This window comes from Blastococcus sp. SYSU DS0828, assembly GCF_054050975.1.
This window is the reverse complement of sequence record NZ_JBJHAK010000008.1, coordinates 86,144-99,030: the sequence shown is the minus strand read 5'-3', so window position 1 is coordinate 99,030 and position 12,887 is coordinate 86,144. Positions and strand designations below refer to the sequence as shown.

The following is a 12,887-nucleotide window of genomic DNA, read 5'->3' as shown; positions in this document are numbered from 1 at the left end:
CGTGCACGGAGGGGCGCAAATTCGTTCGGCGGCCACCATCCGGGACGTGCGAGGCCCAGGTCCGAGCAGAGCGACCAGGGCGGCGAGGAGTGAGACGTGGACCGCATGAGTGCCCTCGACAGCGGGTTCTACTTCGCCGAGAGCGAGAACACCCCCATGCACGTGGGGTCGGTGGCGGTGTTCGACGGGCCGGCGCCCAGCTACGGCGACGTGGTCCGGCTGCTGCTCAGCAAGCTGCCGCGCGTGCCGCGGTACCGGCAGCGGGTGCGGGAGGTGCCGCTGCAGCTGGGCCGCCCGATGTGGGTCGACGACCCGCACTTCCAGATCCTGTACCACGTCCGGCACACCGCGGTGCCCTCCCCGGGCGGCGACGAGCAGCTGCGCAACCTGGCCGGCCGGGTGCTCGGCCAGCGGCTGGACATGGCCAAGCCGCTGTGGGAGCTCTGGCTCGTCGAGGGCCTGGCCGACGGGCGCTGGGCGCTCATCTCCAAGGTCCACCACTGCATGGTCGACGGCGTCGCCGGCACCGACCTCATGCAGCTGATGTTCGACCTGGACCCCGACGCCACCCACGAGGACCCCCGCGACTGGACGCCGCGGCGCGACCCCTCCTCGCTGGCCCTGGTCGCCGGCGCGGTCACCGAGGCGGCCACCCAGCCGCTGCGCACGCTGACCAGCCTGCCCTCCGTCGGGAGCGCCGCCCGCAACGTCCGCGGCCTCGCCGAGTCCGGGCGCACGCTGGCCGGCGCCCTGCCGTCGCTGGCCAAGCAGGCCGTCACCCCCACCGCCCGCTCGCTCAACGGGCACATCGGGCCGCACCGTCGCTGGGCGTGGACCCAGGGCCGGTTCGAGGAGTTCAGGTCGGTGCGCACAGCGCTCGGCGGCACGGTCAACGACGTCGTCCTCACCGCGATCACCAAGGGCTTCCGCGACCTGCTCCAGGGCCGCGGCGAGCTCTCCTCCGAGGACCTCGTCGTGCGGTCGATGGTGCCGGTCTCGGTCCGCTCCGAGCAGCAGCGCGGATCGCTGAACAACCGGGTGGCCTGCGTCTTCGTCGACCTGCCCGTCGGCGACCCGGACCCGGTGTCGCGGCTGCGCTCGATCCGCGGGCAGATGGACGAGTACAAGCGGGCGATGCAGGCCGTCGACGTCCCGACGATCATCTCGATGGGCGACTTCGTCGCGCCCACCCTGCTCTCCGTCGGGGTGCGCTCGGCGATGCAGGCCGGGCAGATGTGGTGCCAGGCGGTGACGACGAACGTGCCCGGCCCCCGGGTGCCGCTGTACGTCCTCGGCAAGCGGATGTGCTCGGCCCACGCCTACGTGCCGATCGCCGGCGGCATCCGCTGCTCGATCGGGATCTTCAGCTACCTCGACACGATGACCTTCGGCCTCAACGCCGACTTCGACGCCTTCCCCGACGTCGACGTCCTCTCCGGGGGCATCCGGCGGGGCATCGAGGAGCTGCTCGAGCTCGCCCGCGCGGCGGAGGCCACGCCCGACGTGGAGCAGCCCACCGGCGGGACCACCAAGGCCCGGGCAGCCGCCCGGTGAGCGCCGGGGGGCGCGGGCTGACCGTGGCCGTCACCGGGCCGACCGGCACCTTCGGCGCCGGGCTCGTGCCGCTGCTGCAGGACGACGACCGCGTCGAGTCGATCATCGGCATCGCCCGCCGCCCGTTCGACCCGGCCGAGCGGGGCTGGACCAAGATGCGCTACCGGCAGGGCGACGTGCGCGACCCGGAGGGGCTGCGCGAGGCGTTCGCCGGTGCCGACGTCGTCGTCCACCTGGCCTTCCTGATCACCGGCAACGCCTCCCGGGAGACGACCCGGGCGATCAACGTCGACGGCACGCTGAACGTCTTCCGCGCGGCGTCGGCGGTCGGCGCCCGGCGGTTCGTCTACGCCTCCTCGGTCGCCGCCTACGGCTTCCACCGCGACAACCCGGAGCTGATCTCCGAGGAGTGGCCGGTGCGCCCGGCGGCGCGGCTGTTCTACGCCCAGGAGAAGGCCGAGCTCGAGCACCTGCTGCAGGACGAGGTGGCGGCGGCCCCCGATCTGGCGCTCTACCTGCTCCGCCCGCCGGTGGTGGTGGGTCCGCACGCCATCGGCGGGAAGGACGTGCTGCCCGGCCCGCTCGCCCCGCTGGGCCGCCTGCTGTTCGACCGGCCGCGGCGGCTGCCGGTCCCCGTGCCGCTGCTGGTGCCACGCCACCCGCTGCAGTTCGTCCACGAGGACGACGTCGGGCAGGCGCTGCTGCTGTGCGTCCTGGGCGCGGGACCGCCGGGCGCCTACAACATCGCCGGCGACGGCGTCCTCACCGCCGCGGACGTGGCCCGGGAGTTCGGCGCGATCGCGATCCCGACGCCCGCCGCGCCCGCGCAGGCCGCGGCGCGTGCGGTCTCCCGGCTGCCGTTCCTGCCGCCGGTGGCCGAGTGGGTCGAAGCGGCCACCCGGCCGGCGATCATGGACACCACGCGGGCCCGCGAGGAGCTCGGCTGGCGGCCGCGCTACACCGGGCTGGAGGCGCTGCGCGACACGCTCCGCCCGGACGGAGGGAGCTAGGCGCGGGAGCCGACGAGCCGCGCGTCGCGCATCCAGTCCAGCACCTCGGCCACCAGGCGCTCCGGCTCCTGCAGCTGGGGCACGTGGCCGACGCCGGCCCACTCGGCGTACCGCCACGCGGCGTGCTGCCGCGCGATGTCCCGCGCCGCCTGCACCGGCACCAGCCGGTCGCGGTCGCCGTGGACCAGCAGCACCGGGACGTCGATCGACGCCATCGCTGCGCGGTAGCGACGCGGATCGGCCAGCACCCGCAGCACCGAGCGGGCCGCCGCGAGGAACGCCCGGTCCATCCCCTGGACGTCGCGGCGCTCCTCGATCAGGGTGACCGACCGGTCGATGACGTCGGCGGGCACCTGCTCGGGGTCGACGCCCACCAGCTCCAGCATGTCGTGCACGCGGACCAGGGCCGACGTGCGCTGCCGCCGCCACCACAGGAAGCGCTCCCCGACGAACGGGATCGCGTAGAGCGCGAACGTGACGGCCACCAGCGGGTCCAGCGCCCGCCGCGGGCCGGGGACGGCCGGGTCGAGCAGCACCAGCCCGCGCACCGCCTCGGGGTGCTCCCCCGCCTCGAGGATCGAGATCATGCCGCCCATCGAGTTCCCCACGAGAACGGCGGGCTCCCCGACGACCTCGGCGAGGAAGCGGTTCAGCACGGCGACGTTGGCCGGGACGCTGGCCCTGCGACCGCCGGGCTCGCTGCGCCCGAAACCCGGCAGATCGAGGGCCAGCACCCGCGCGTGCTCGCGCAGCGCCGGGGCGACGAGGTCCCAGTTCAGGTGCGAGCCGCCCAGCCCGTGCACCAGCACGACCACCGGCCCCTCCTCCGGGCCCCCGAAGTCGAGGTAGTGCACCGGTCCGTCGAGGTCCACCGTGCGGCTCCGCCCGGGCATGCCGTCCTCGCCCATCCCGCTCCTCTCCCCTGCCGTCGTCCGTACGGTGGCACGTGGTGCCACCGGTCGCAGCGCGGGCAGGCCGCGTCACGTGGCGGTACGCGAACGTCCGCTATGACGCAGGACACAGTTCGGCAACATGTGCCCGCGCGTGCAGCCACCTCAGGTGTGAGCCAGGCCGCATCTTGGTAGAGCCCGTGCACACATGGACGGCAGCCTGGAGGACGACGTGGCACGACAGCAGGGTGACGGCCCCGCACTCCCGCTCTACCTCACCGAGCCCGGCCGGGCGTTCGCCGACTACGGCCTCTACCTGGCGGCCCGCCCGCTCACGGCTCGCCTGCCCAAGGGAGACGGCCACCCCGTGCTCGTCCTCCCCGGCCTGCTCGCCGACGACTCCTCCACCCGGGTCCTCCGCGCGACGCTCCGGCGGCTGGACTACCGGGTGCACGGCTGGGGGCTGGGGCGCAACATCGGCCCGACCGCCGTCTGCGTCAACGGGCTGCGCGACAAGCTCGACTACCTGCACGGCCGCTACGGCCGCGAGGTGACGGTCATCGGCTGGAGCCTCGGCGGCATCTTCGCCCGCGACCTCGCCCGGCAGTGCCCCGACCAGGTGCGCCAGGTGATCACCCTCGGCAGCCCGTTCCGCATCGAGCGGCACAGCCAGACCCGGGCGTCGAAGGCGTTCGACCGCTACGCCCACCTGCACGTGGAGCAGCGCCAGTTCCCGCTGGAGTCCGAGGGCTGCCCCCTGCCGGTGCCCGCGACGTCGATCTACTCCCACCTCGACGGCATCGTGCACTGGCAGACCTGCCTGAACGTGCCCGGTGAGCGCTGCGAGAACATCGCGGTCATGGCCAGCCACCTCGGCATCGGCCACCACCCGGCGGCGCTCTGGGCGATCGCCGACCGGCTGGCGCAGCCCGAGGGCGAGTGGACCCCGTTCCGGGCGCCGGCGTTCCTGCGGCCGGCGTTCCCGAAGCCCGCCGAGCCGGCCCCGGCGTCCGAGGCGCCCGTCGCCGCCTGACCGGCGTACGCGGCATCGTCCGCTGCGCCACCGGTTGCTCCGAGGACGACGGGGTGGGCGCGACAGGGTTCGAACCTGCGACCGCTCGCTTGTAAGGCGAGAGCTCTACCGCTGAGCTACGCGCCCCGCCGGCCCAGCGTAAGGACCTCCCCGCCGCTCGCCACTCGCGAGCGCGCGGGGAGACCCCTGGCCGGGCGGCCGGTCAGGCAGCCACGAGCTGCGCGACCGCGTCCTTCCAGCCGGACTGCTGGCGGGCGTCGCCGGGGGCGTTGACCTCGGCGAAGGCGATGGCGCCCTCGGCGTCGACGAGGAACGTGCCGCGCAGGGCCATGCCGGCCTTCTCGTTGAACACCCCGTAGGTCTGCGCGACCTCGCCGTGCGGCCAGAAGTCCGAGAGCAGCGGGAACTCGAGGTTCTCCTGCGCCTTGAACGCCTTGAGGCTGAAGACGGGATCGGTGCTGATGGCCAGCACCTTCACCCCCGCACCGGTGTAGGAGGTCAGCTCGTCGCGCAGCTGGCAGAGCTCGCCGGTGCAGATGCCGGAGAAGGCGAAGGGGTAGAAGACGAGGAGCACGGGCGTGCCGCGCAGGTCGGCCAGGGACACGACCTGCTTGTCCTGGTCGGGCAGGCTGAACTCGGGCGCGCGGTCACCGACGGAGAGGCTCATGCCCGTGATCGTGCCCCACCCGTGGTGACCGGCTGGAACGGCCCCCGTCGGCCCCGTCCAGAGGCTCGTCCCGAGCGTGCGAGGGATGAGGAGGACAGGGTCCTCCTTCAGCGGCGGCTGCGCGCCGCCTTCGGGGTGACCAGCCGGATGCCGGACCAGTCCTTGGCCGCGGAGATGCTGCTGGTCTGCGAGAGACCGGCCGTGGGGGCGACCTCGGTGACGTCGCCGGGCTCCACGTGCCCGGGCCGGCCGGACTTCGGGACCAGCAGCCAGACGACGCCCTCGTCGCCCAGCGAGGTCAGCGCGTCGGTGAGGGCGTCGAACAGGTCGCCGTCGTCCTCGCGCCACCAGAGGATGACGACGTCGGCCACCTCGTCGGTGTCCTCGTCCACCATCTCGCTGCCGGACGCCTCGATGATCGAGTCGCGCAGGTCCTCGTCGGCGTCCTCGCTCCAGCCGAGCTCCTGCACGACCATGCCCGGCTTGATGCCCAGCCGGGCCGCCATGCCGGCGCTGTCGACGCTCATCCCTGCTGCTCCTCCATGGGTCGGCCTACTGCTGGCCAGGTGTGGGGTGTCCGGTGCCCGGCCCGGCCGGTGATCACGCACGAAGGCGTCACGGGAAGACCGAGCGGGCGACGGACGGGCACGCGGCGGAGATCGACACGACCAGCGGGAGAACCACCCGCACCCCGGTCATGTCACCCCTCTCGCTGTCGTCGACGCCGTCGTCCGGCCGTCGTGGCCGGGCATCCGGGGCGGCGCCGTCTCGTCGATGCACCGCAGGCGGAAGCGTAGGGCATACGGGGCGGGGCGCAAGCCTGCGTGCACCGGGCGCACCGGGGGCGCGCGTCCGACACGACTTTTCCGCAGAGCGGACACAGACGTGACGGGGACGACGTCGGCAGGAGACGATGGAGCCATGAGCGCACCGCAGCAGCCGGACGGCGACCCCGCCCGCGCAGGACAGACCCGCGCGGTCATCACCGACGGGCTCCCCAGCCAACTGGTCGACACCGACCCCGACGAGACCCAGGAGTGGCTGGAGTCCCTCGACGCGGTCGTCGACCATGCCGGCCGCGGCCGGGCCCGCTACCTCATGCTCCGGATGCTCGAGCGCAGCCGGCAGCAGCAGGTAGGGGTGCCGGCCCTGCGCAGCACCGACTACATCAACACCATCCCGCCGGAGCGCGAGCCCTGGTTCCCCGGTGACGAGCACGCCGAGCGGCGCATCCGCGCCTACATCCGGTGGAACGCCGCGATCATGGTGCACCGGGCGCAGCGTCCCGGGGTCGGCGTCGGCGGGCACATCTCCTCCTACGCCTCGTCGGCGTCGCTGTACGAGGTCGGGTTCAACCACTTCTTCCGCGGCAAGGACCACCCCGGCGGCGGCGACCAGATCTGGTTCCAGGGGCACGCCTCCCCCGGCATCTACGCCCGCGCCTTCCTCGAGGGCCGGCTCACCGAGCAGCAGCTCGACGGCTTCCGGCAGGAGGTCAGCCACCCCGGCGGCGGGCTGTCGTCCTACCCGCACCCCCGGCTGATGCCCGAGTTCTGGGAGTTCCCGACCGTCTCGATGGGGCTCGGCCCGCTCAACGCGATCTACCAGGCGCGGTTCAACCGCTACCTGCACGCGCGCGGGGTCAAGGACACGTCCGACCAGCACGTGTGGGCGTTCCTCGGCGACGGCGAGATGGACGAGCCCGAGTCGCTGGGCGCCATCGGACTGGCCGCCCGCGAGGAGCTGGACAACCTCACCTTCGTCATCAACTGCAACCTGCAGCGGCTCGACGGCCCGGTGCGCGGCAACGGCAAGGTCATCCAGGAGCTCGAGTCGTTCTTCCGCGGCGCCGGCTGGAACGTCATCAAGGTGATCTGGGGCCGCGGCTGGGACAAGCTGCTGGCGGCCGACCGCGACGGCGCCCTGGTCAACCTGATGAACCAGACGCCCGACGGCGACTACCAGACCTACAAGGCCGAGGACGGCGCCTTCGTCCGCGAGCACTTCTTCGGCCGCGACCCGCGCACCCGCAAGCTCGTCGAGGGGATGAGCGACAAGGAGGTCTGGGACCTCGCCCGCGGGGGCCACGACTACCGCAAGGTCTACGCCGCCTACAAGGCCGCGATGGAGCACAAGGGCCAGCCGACGGTCATCCTCGCCAAGACCATCAAGGGCTGGACCCTGGGCAGCCACTTCGAGGGCCGCAACTCCACGCACCAGATGAAGAAGCTGACCGCCGAGGACCTCGCCGCCTTCCGCGACCGGCTCTACCTGGACATCCCCGACTCGGCGCTGGACAAGACCCTGCCGCCCTACTACAAGCCCGACCCCGACTCCGACGAGATGCAGTACATGCTCGAGCGGCGCCGGGCGCTCGGCGGGGCGGTGCCGCGCCGGCGGGCGGAGTTCAAGACGCTCAAGGCGCCCGAGGACAAGGCCCTCGACGTCCTGCGCCGCGGCTCGGGCAAGCAGGAGGTGGCGACGACGATGGCGTTCGTCCGCCTGCTCAAGGAGCTGCTCAAGGACTCCGAGCTCGGCCCGCGCTTCGTGCCGATCATCCCCGACGAGGCGCGCACCTTCGGGATGGACTCCCTCTTCCCGACCCAGAAGATCTACAACCCGGCCGGCCAGCGCTACACCTCGGTCGACCGCGAGCTGATGCTCACCTACAAGGAGTCCGAGCAGGGCCAGATCCTGCACGAGGGGATCAACGAGGCCGGCTCGACGGCGTCGTTCACGGCCGCCGCCACGTCGTACTCGACCCACGGCGAGCCGATGATCCCGATCTACATCTTCTACTCGATGTTCGGGTTCCAGCGGACCGGCGACTCCATCTGGGCCGCCGCCGACCAGATGAGCCGCGGCTTCCTGCTCGGTGCCACCGCCGGGCGGACGACGCTCAACGGCGAGGGGCTCCAGCACGAGGACGGCCACTCGCTCCTTCTGGCGCACACCAACCCGGCGGTGGTGTCCTACGACCCGGCGTTCTCCTACGAGGTCGCGCACATCACCCGCGACGCCCTCGTGCGCATGTACGGCGAGGACCCGGGCGCCCCGCTGGGCGGCTCCCGCTCCCCCGACGTCATGTACTACCTGACGGTCTACAACGAGCCGTTCAGCCAGCCGGCCGAGCCGGAGGACCTGGACGTGCAGGGCCTGCTGGCCGGCATGTACCGCTACGCCGAGGGCCCGCGGGCCGACGACGGCGCGGCCGGCGAGGTCAAGGCGCAGGTGCTCGCGTCCGGCGTCGCCGTGCCGTGGGCGCTGCGGGCCCAGGAACTGCTGGCCCAGGACTGGGGCGTGAGCGCCGACGTCTGGTCGGTGACGTCGTGGAACGAGCTGCGCCGGCAGGCCGACGAGTGCGCGGAGTGGAACCTCCTGCACCCCGAGGAGGAGCCGCGGACGCCGTTCGTGACCGCGCGGCTGCAGGAGACTGTGGGTCCGGTCGTGGCGGTGTCGGACTGGATGCGCGCCGTCCCCGACCTGATCGCGCCGTACGTGCCCGGCGGCATGGCGACGCTGGGCACCGACGGGTTCGGGCTCTCCGACACCCGCCCGGCGCTGCGGCGGCACTTCCACGTCGACGCCGAGTCGATCGTGGTGCGCACGCTCGCCTCGCTGGCCGACGAGGGCCAGGTGGACCGGGCACGGGTGCGCGAGGCGGTGGAGAAGTACCGGGTGCGCGACGTGCAGGCCGCGCCGGCCGACGAGCGGTCGGACCCCAGCCCCGCCACCTGAAAGAGGACCCCCTCGCCCCCCACCGCTCGCACGCTCGCGGCGGGACCCTGCGAGGGGGCCGACGGCGGGGCACGGTGAGTGCCCCGCCGTCCGTTCAGCGTGCGCGGTGGCGGCGGATGATCTCCGCGTAGGCGCGACCGCTGTCCTTGATCGTGCGCCGCTGGGTCTCGTAGTCGACGTGCACGAGGCCGAACCGCTGGGCGTAGCCGCGGGCCCACTCGAAGTTGTCCAGCAGCGACCAGGCGAAGTAGCCGCGGACGTCGACGCCGTCGTCCATGGCCGCCTGGAGCGCCGCCAGGTGCCGGAGCAGGAAGTCGGTGCGCTCGGGGTCGTGCACGGCCCCGTCGGCGGAGACCTCGTCGTCCCAGGCCGAGCCGTTCTCCGTGATGACCAGGGGGAGCCCGGGCGCCTGCTCCTCGAGCCACAGCAGGAGCCGGGTGAACGCCTCCGGGCTGACCCCCCAGCCCATCGTCGTCGTGACCCCTTCCGGGTCCAGTTCGACGACGTCCTCTCCCCCGATGAACGAGGTCGGCGGCATGTCCTCGGGTCGCGCGCCGGCCCGCACCGTCTGCTCGAAGTAGTAGTTGACGCCCAGCCAGTCCAGCGGCGCGGAGATGACCTCGAGGTCGCCGTCCTCCACCGGCAGCGGGGCGCCGGCAGCGGCCAGGTCGGCGACGACGTCCTCGGGGTAGGCACCGGAGACGATCGGCACGAGGAACATCCGGTTCTGCTGCCCGTCGAGCCGACGGGCGGCGTCGACGTCCTCCGGCCGGTCGCTGGCCGGGGACATCGGCGTGAAGTTCAGCGTGATGCCCAGGTGGTCGACGCCCTTGTCGCGCAGCACCCGGCTGGCCAGCCCGTGGCCGAGCAGCAGGTGGTGCACCGCGCGGGAGGCGGAGACGGCGTCGCGGATGCCCGGCGCGTGCGCCCCCGACTGGTGGCCGAGCAGGGCGCTCACCATCGGCTCGTTGAGCGTCGACCAGTGCCGCACCCGGTCCCCGAGCGCGTCGTGGACGATGCCGGCGTAGTCGGCGAAGCGGGCTGCGGTCTCCCGGTCGGTCCAGCCGCCGCGGTCCTGCAGCGCCTGCGGCAGGTCCCAGTGGTAGAGCGTCAGCCAGGGGTCCACGCCCTGCTCCAGCAGCTCGTCGACCAGGCGGCGGTAGAAGTCCAGGCCCCGCTGCTCCACGCGGCCGGCGCCCTCGGGCAGCACTCGCGGCCACGCCACGGAGAACCGGTAGGCCGACAGGCCCAGCTCCTTCATCAGCGCGATGTCCTCGGGATACCGGGTGTAGTGCTCGACGGCGACGTCCCCGGTGTCGCCCCGGAAGGTCCGGCCCGGGGTGTGGCTGAAGGTGTCCCAGATGGAGGGGCCCCGGCCGTCGACGTCGACGGCGCCCTCGATCTGGTAGGCCGCGGTGGCGGCGCCGAAGAAGAACCCGGGCGGGAAGGTGAGCCCTTCGGCGAGCTCCGGACGGCTGTCGGTCGAGGACATGGGCACACTGCTCCTTGGGCGGGTCGGTGGGACCGGGGCGCCGGCCGGCGGGCGTGCGCCGGTGACGCGGTGAGAACGCTCTCACACCGAGCGCCCGGTCGTCTCGCCCGGACGGGCGGAGCTCCTCGCAGACCTCGTGCGGACGACCGGCGCGCACTACCGTGACCTCCCGGCGGCCCGGTACCGGTCGCCGCCCGTGACCGCGGAGGAGGTGCCATGACCACCGCCGGTGCGCGACCTCCGACGCCCACGCTGGAGCAGGTGGCCGCGCTCGCCGGGGTCTCCCGGGCAACGGTGTCGCGGGTCATCAACGACTCGCCGCGCGTCAGCCCGCAGGCCCGGGACGCGGTGCACGCCGCCGTCGAGGCGCTGCGGTACGTCCCCAACCGGATGGCCCGCAGCCTGGTCACCCGGCGCACCGACACCCTCGCGCTGGTGCTGTCGGAGTCCAACACCCAGATCTTCGCCGACCCCTTCTTCGCCCGCATCGTCCGCGGGCTGTCGGCCCGGCTGGCCGAGACCGACCTGAACCTGGTGCTGCTGGCCGCCCGCGGCCGGCGGGAGCAGGAGAAGGTCGCCCGCTACGTCCAGCAGGGGCACGTCGACGGCGTCATCCTCATCTCGCTGCACCGCGACGACCTGCTGCCCGACCTGCTCGCCCGCTCCCCCGTGCCGCTCGTGATGTCCGGGCGGCCGCTCGACGGCCGGCCGGTGCCCTACGTCGACGCCGACAACGTCGGCGGGGCCACCACCGCCACCGCCCACCTGCTGTCGCTGGGCCGCACCCGGGTCGGCACGGTCACCGGCCCGCTCGACATGGTGGCGGGTCTGGACCGGCTGGCCGGGTACCGCGCCGCGCTAGCCGCCGCCGGCGTGCCCGCCCGGCCGGAGCTGGTCGCCGAGGGCGACTTCACCGAGGCCGGGGGCTCACGCGCCATGACCCGGCTCCTGACCGACGTCCCCGACCTGGACGCCGTATTCGTCGCCTCCGACCCGATGGCGGTCGGGGCGCTGCGCGTCCTGCGGGCAGCCGGCCGGCGGGTGCCCGACGACGTCGCGGTGGTGGGGTTCGACGACGCCGAGGTGGCGGCGGCCTGCGACCCCCCGTTGACGACCGTGGCCCAGCCGCTGGAGGAGATGACCAGTGGGCTGGTCGACCTGCTGCTCGACCAGATCGGCTCGGCCGGGTCCGGGGCCGAGGCCGCGGCTCGCGTCTGCGGCACCTCCCTGGTGCGCCGCGGCTCCGCCTAACCGCTGAGGGCGCGCAGCGCCATCTGGGCGTAGAGCGCCACGCCGGCCGGCAGCGGCTCCTCGTCGAACACGACCAGGTTGGAGTGGTTGGGCGGCGCCGTGGCCGGGTCGATGCCGTGCGGGCGGGCGCCGAGCCACGCCATGACGCCGGGCACCCGCTGCAGCACGTAGGCGAAGTCCTCGGCACCCATCAGCGGGGCCGGCATCAGCACGGCGGCGTCCCGGCCCAGCAGCTCGGCCGCCGTGGTCAGCACGTGGGCGGCCATGCCGGGGTCGTTCATGGTGACCGGGTAGCCCTCGAAGTGCTCCCAGTGCAGCTCCATCTCGTGGGCGGCGGCGACGTGGGTGGCGACCCGCCGCACCGAGGCGACCACGTCAGCACGACGCTCGGCCGACAGCGTCCGGATCGTGCCCTCGAGGTAGGCGGTGTCGGGGATGACGTTGTTGGTCGACCCCGCCTCGATGTGCGCGACGGTCACGACGGCCGGGTCGAAGACGTCGACCCGGCGGGTCACCATCGCCTGCAGGGCCAGCACGATCTCGGCCGCCACCGGGATCGGGTCGGCGGCCGCGTGCGGCTCCGAGGCGTGGCCGCCCCGGCCGCGCAGCGTCATCCGCCACTGGTCGGCGGCGGCCATCATCGGCCCGGGCCGGACGTTCACCGTCCCGCTGGGCAGCGTCGAGGAGATGTGCAGCGCGAAGGCGCCGCTCACCGGCGCCTCGGGGACGACGTCGAGCAGGCCCTCCTCGAGCATGTAGCGCGCACCGTGGAAGCCCTCCTCCCCCGGCTGCACCATGAACACCACCTGCCCGGCCAGCTCGTCCCGGCGGGCGGCGAGCAGCCGGGCGGCGCCCACCAGCATCGCCACGTGGGTGTCGTGCCCGCAGGCGTGCATCACGCCGGGGACCTCGGAGGCGAAGGGCAGGGCGCTGTCCTCGTGCACGGGCAGCGCGTCCATGTCGCCGCGGAGCAGGAACGTGGGGCCCGGCCGCGCCCCGCGCAGCACGCCCACGACCGAGCTCGTGGTGGTGCCGGTGGTGACCTCCAGCGGGAGTTCGGCGAACGCCTCCAGCACCGTGGCCTGCGTCCGGGGCAGGTGCAGCCCGATCTCCGGGTGGCGGTGCAGCTGCCGCCGCAGCTCGATGGTGCGGTCGGCGTCCGAGTACGCGGCGGCGAGCAGCGGAAGGACCTCCTCGCCCCCCTCCGCTCGCGCGCTCGCGGCGGGATCCTGCGAGGAGGCCGATTCCATGC

General features: G+C 73.5%; 11 protein-coding genes and 1 tRNA gene. 5 read left to right on the top strand and 7 right to left on the bottom strand.

All coding sequences use genetic code 11. The annotated features are described in order from the left end of the window. The first annotated feature begins 105 nt into the window (after positions 1-105). Positions 106-1,554 (top strand): WS/DGAT/MGAT family O-acyltransferase, encoded by a 1,449-nt coding sequence (locus ACI79Q_RS08845; protein ID WP_456589065.1) that lies wholly within the window; start codon positions 106-108, stop codon positions 1,552-1,554. After that, positions 1,551-2,564 (top strand): NAD-dependent epimerase/dehydratase family protein, encoded by a 1,014-nt coding sequence (locus ACI79Q_RS08840; RefSeq protein WP_456597668.1) that lies wholly within the window; start codon positions 1,551-1,553, stop codon positions 2,562-2,564. The genes ACI79Q_RS08845 and ACI79Q_RS08840 overlap by 4 nt, the downstream gene beginning before the upstream one ends. On the opposite strand, the gene ACI79Q_RS08835 is transcribed toward ACI79Q_RS08840, so the two are convergent. After that, on the bottom strand, positions 2,561-3,472 hold the full coding sequence (locus ACI79Q_RS08835; protein WP_456588995.1) for an alpha/beta fold hydrolase: 912 nt from the start codon (positions 3,470-3,472) through the stop codon (positions 2,561-2,563). The genes ACI79Q_RS08840 and ACI79Q_RS08835 overlap by 4 nt on opposite strands. A 190-nt stretch (positions 3,473-3,662) precedes the next feature. On the opposite strand from ACI79Q_RS08835, the gene ACI79Q_RS08830 reads away from it, so the two are divergent. Next, positions 3,663-4,487 (top strand): esterase/lipase family protein, encoded by an 825-nt coding sequence (locus tag ACI79Q_RS08830; RefSeq protein WP_456588994.1) that lies wholly within the window; start codon positions 3,663-3,665, stop codon positions 4,485-4,487. A 54-nt stretch (positions 4,488-4,541) separates the two neighbouring features. Here the strand turns inward: ACI79Q_RS08830 and ACI79Q_RS08825 are convergent. The 4 genes from ACI79Q_RS08825 to ACI79Q_RS08810 form a co-directional block, all read right to left on the bottom strand. After that, positions 4,542-4,613: transfer RNA gene (locus ACI79Q_RS08825), tRNA-Val, on the bottom strand. A gap of 76 nt (positions 4,614-4,689) precedes the next feature. Further along, on the bottom strand, positions 4,690-5,154 hold the full coding sequence (locus tag ACI79Q_RS08820; protein ID WP_456599172.1) for a peroxiredoxin: 465 nt from the start codon (positions 5,152-5,154) through the stop codon (positions 4,690-4,692). A 107-nt stretch (positions 5,155-5,261) separates the two neighbouring features. Further along, the gene (locus tag ACI79Q_RS08815) at positions 5,262-5,681 is read right to left on the bottom strand and encodes a DUF3052 domain-containing protein (RefSeq protein ID WP_456588992.1); all 420 of its coding nucleotides are present in this window, start codon (positions 5,679-5,681) and stop codon (positions 5,262-5,264) included. Between the two features lie 88 nt (positions 5,682-5,769). Further along, a complete protein-coding gene (locus tag ACI79Q_RS08810; protein ID WP_456588991.1) occupies positions 5,770-5,934 on the bottom strand; it encodes a hypothetical protein in 165 nt (54 codons plus the stop codon). Positions 5,935-6,075: 141 nt separating this feature from the next. Between ACI79Q_RS08810 and aceE the strand changes: the two genes are divergently transcribed. Next, positions 6,076-8,892, top strand: a complete 2,817-nt coding sequence (gene aceE, locus ACI79Q_RS08805) for a pyruvate dehydrogenase (acetyl-transferring), homodimeric type (protein ID WP_456599171.1) — start codon at positions 6,076-6,078, stop codon at positions 8,890-8,892. Positions 8,893-8,986: 94 nt separating this feature from the next. On the opposite strand, the gene ACI79Q_RS08800 is transcribed toward aceE, so the two are convergent. Further along, positions 8,987-10,384, bottom strand: coding sequence for a GH1 family beta-glucosidase (locus tag ACI79Q_RS08800; RefSeq protein WP_456599170.1), 1,398 nt, complete (start codon positions 10,382-10,384; stop codon positions 8,987-8,989). Positions 10,385-10,600: 216 nt separating this feature from the next. Here ACI79Q_RS08800 and ACI79Q_RS08795 point away from each other — a divergent pair, with 216 nt between their 5' ends. Beyond that, positions 10,601-11,635 carry a LacI family DNA-binding transcriptional regulator gene (locus ACI79Q_RS08795; RefSeq protein WP_456588988.1) on the top strand — a complete coding sequence of 345 codons (1,035 nt, stop codon included), beginning with the start codon at positions 10,601-10,603 and terminating at the stop codon, positions 11,633-11,635. Here ACI79Q_RS08795 and ACI79Q_RS08790 read toward each other — a convergent pair. Further along, complete coding sequence (locus ACI79Q_RS08790; protein WP_456599169.1) at positions 11,632-12,885, bottom strand: M20 metallopeptidase family protein; 1,254 nt, start codon at positions 12,883-12,885, stop codon at positions 11,632-11,634. The genes ACI79Q_RS08795 and ACI79Q_RS08790 overlap by 4 nt on opposite strands. Positions 12,886-12,887 lie beyond the last annotated feature (2 nt).

Excerpts from the sequence above, each read along its gene's own strand:
- ACI79Q_RS08800 (WP_456599170.1), bottom strand. The coding sequence starts at position 10,384 with ATGTCCTCGACCGACAGCCGTCCGGAGCTCGCCGAAGGGCTCACCTTC.
- ACI79Q_RS08815 (WP_456588992.1), bottom strand. The coding sequence starts at position 5,681 with ATGAGCGTCGACAGCGCCGGCATGGCGGCCCGGCTGGGCATCAAGCCG.
- ACI79Q_RS08795 (WP_456588988.1), top strand. The coding sequence starts at position 10,601 with ATGACCACCGCCGGTGCGCGACCTCCGACGCCCACGCTGGAGCAGGTG.
- ACI79Q_RS08820 (WP_456599172.1), bottom strand. The coding sequence starts at position 5,154 with ATGAGCCTCTCCGTCGGTGACCGCGCGCCCGAGTTCAGCCTGCCCGAC.
- ACI79Q_RS08790 (WP_456599169.1), bottom strand. The coding sequence starts at position 12,885 with ATGGAATCGGCCTCCTCGCAGGATCCCGCCGCGAGCGCGCGAGCGGAG.
- aceE (WP_456599171.1), top strand. The coding sequence starts at position 6,076 with ATGAGCGCACCGCAGCAGCCGGACGGCGACCCCGCCCGCGCAGGACAG.
- ACI79Q_RS08845 (WP_456589065.1), top strand. The coding sequence starts at position 106 with ATGAGTGCCCTCGACAGCGGGTTCTACTTCGCCGAGAGCGAGAACACC.
- ACI79Q_RS08830 (WP_456588994.1), top strand. The coding sequence starts at position 3,663 with ATGGACGGCAGCCTGGAGGACGACGTGGCACGACAGCAGGGTGACGGC.
- ACI79Q_RS08835 (WP_456588995.1), bottom strand. The coding sequence starts at position 3,472 with ATGGGCGAGGACGGCATGCCCGGGCGGAGCCGCACGGTGGACCTCGAC.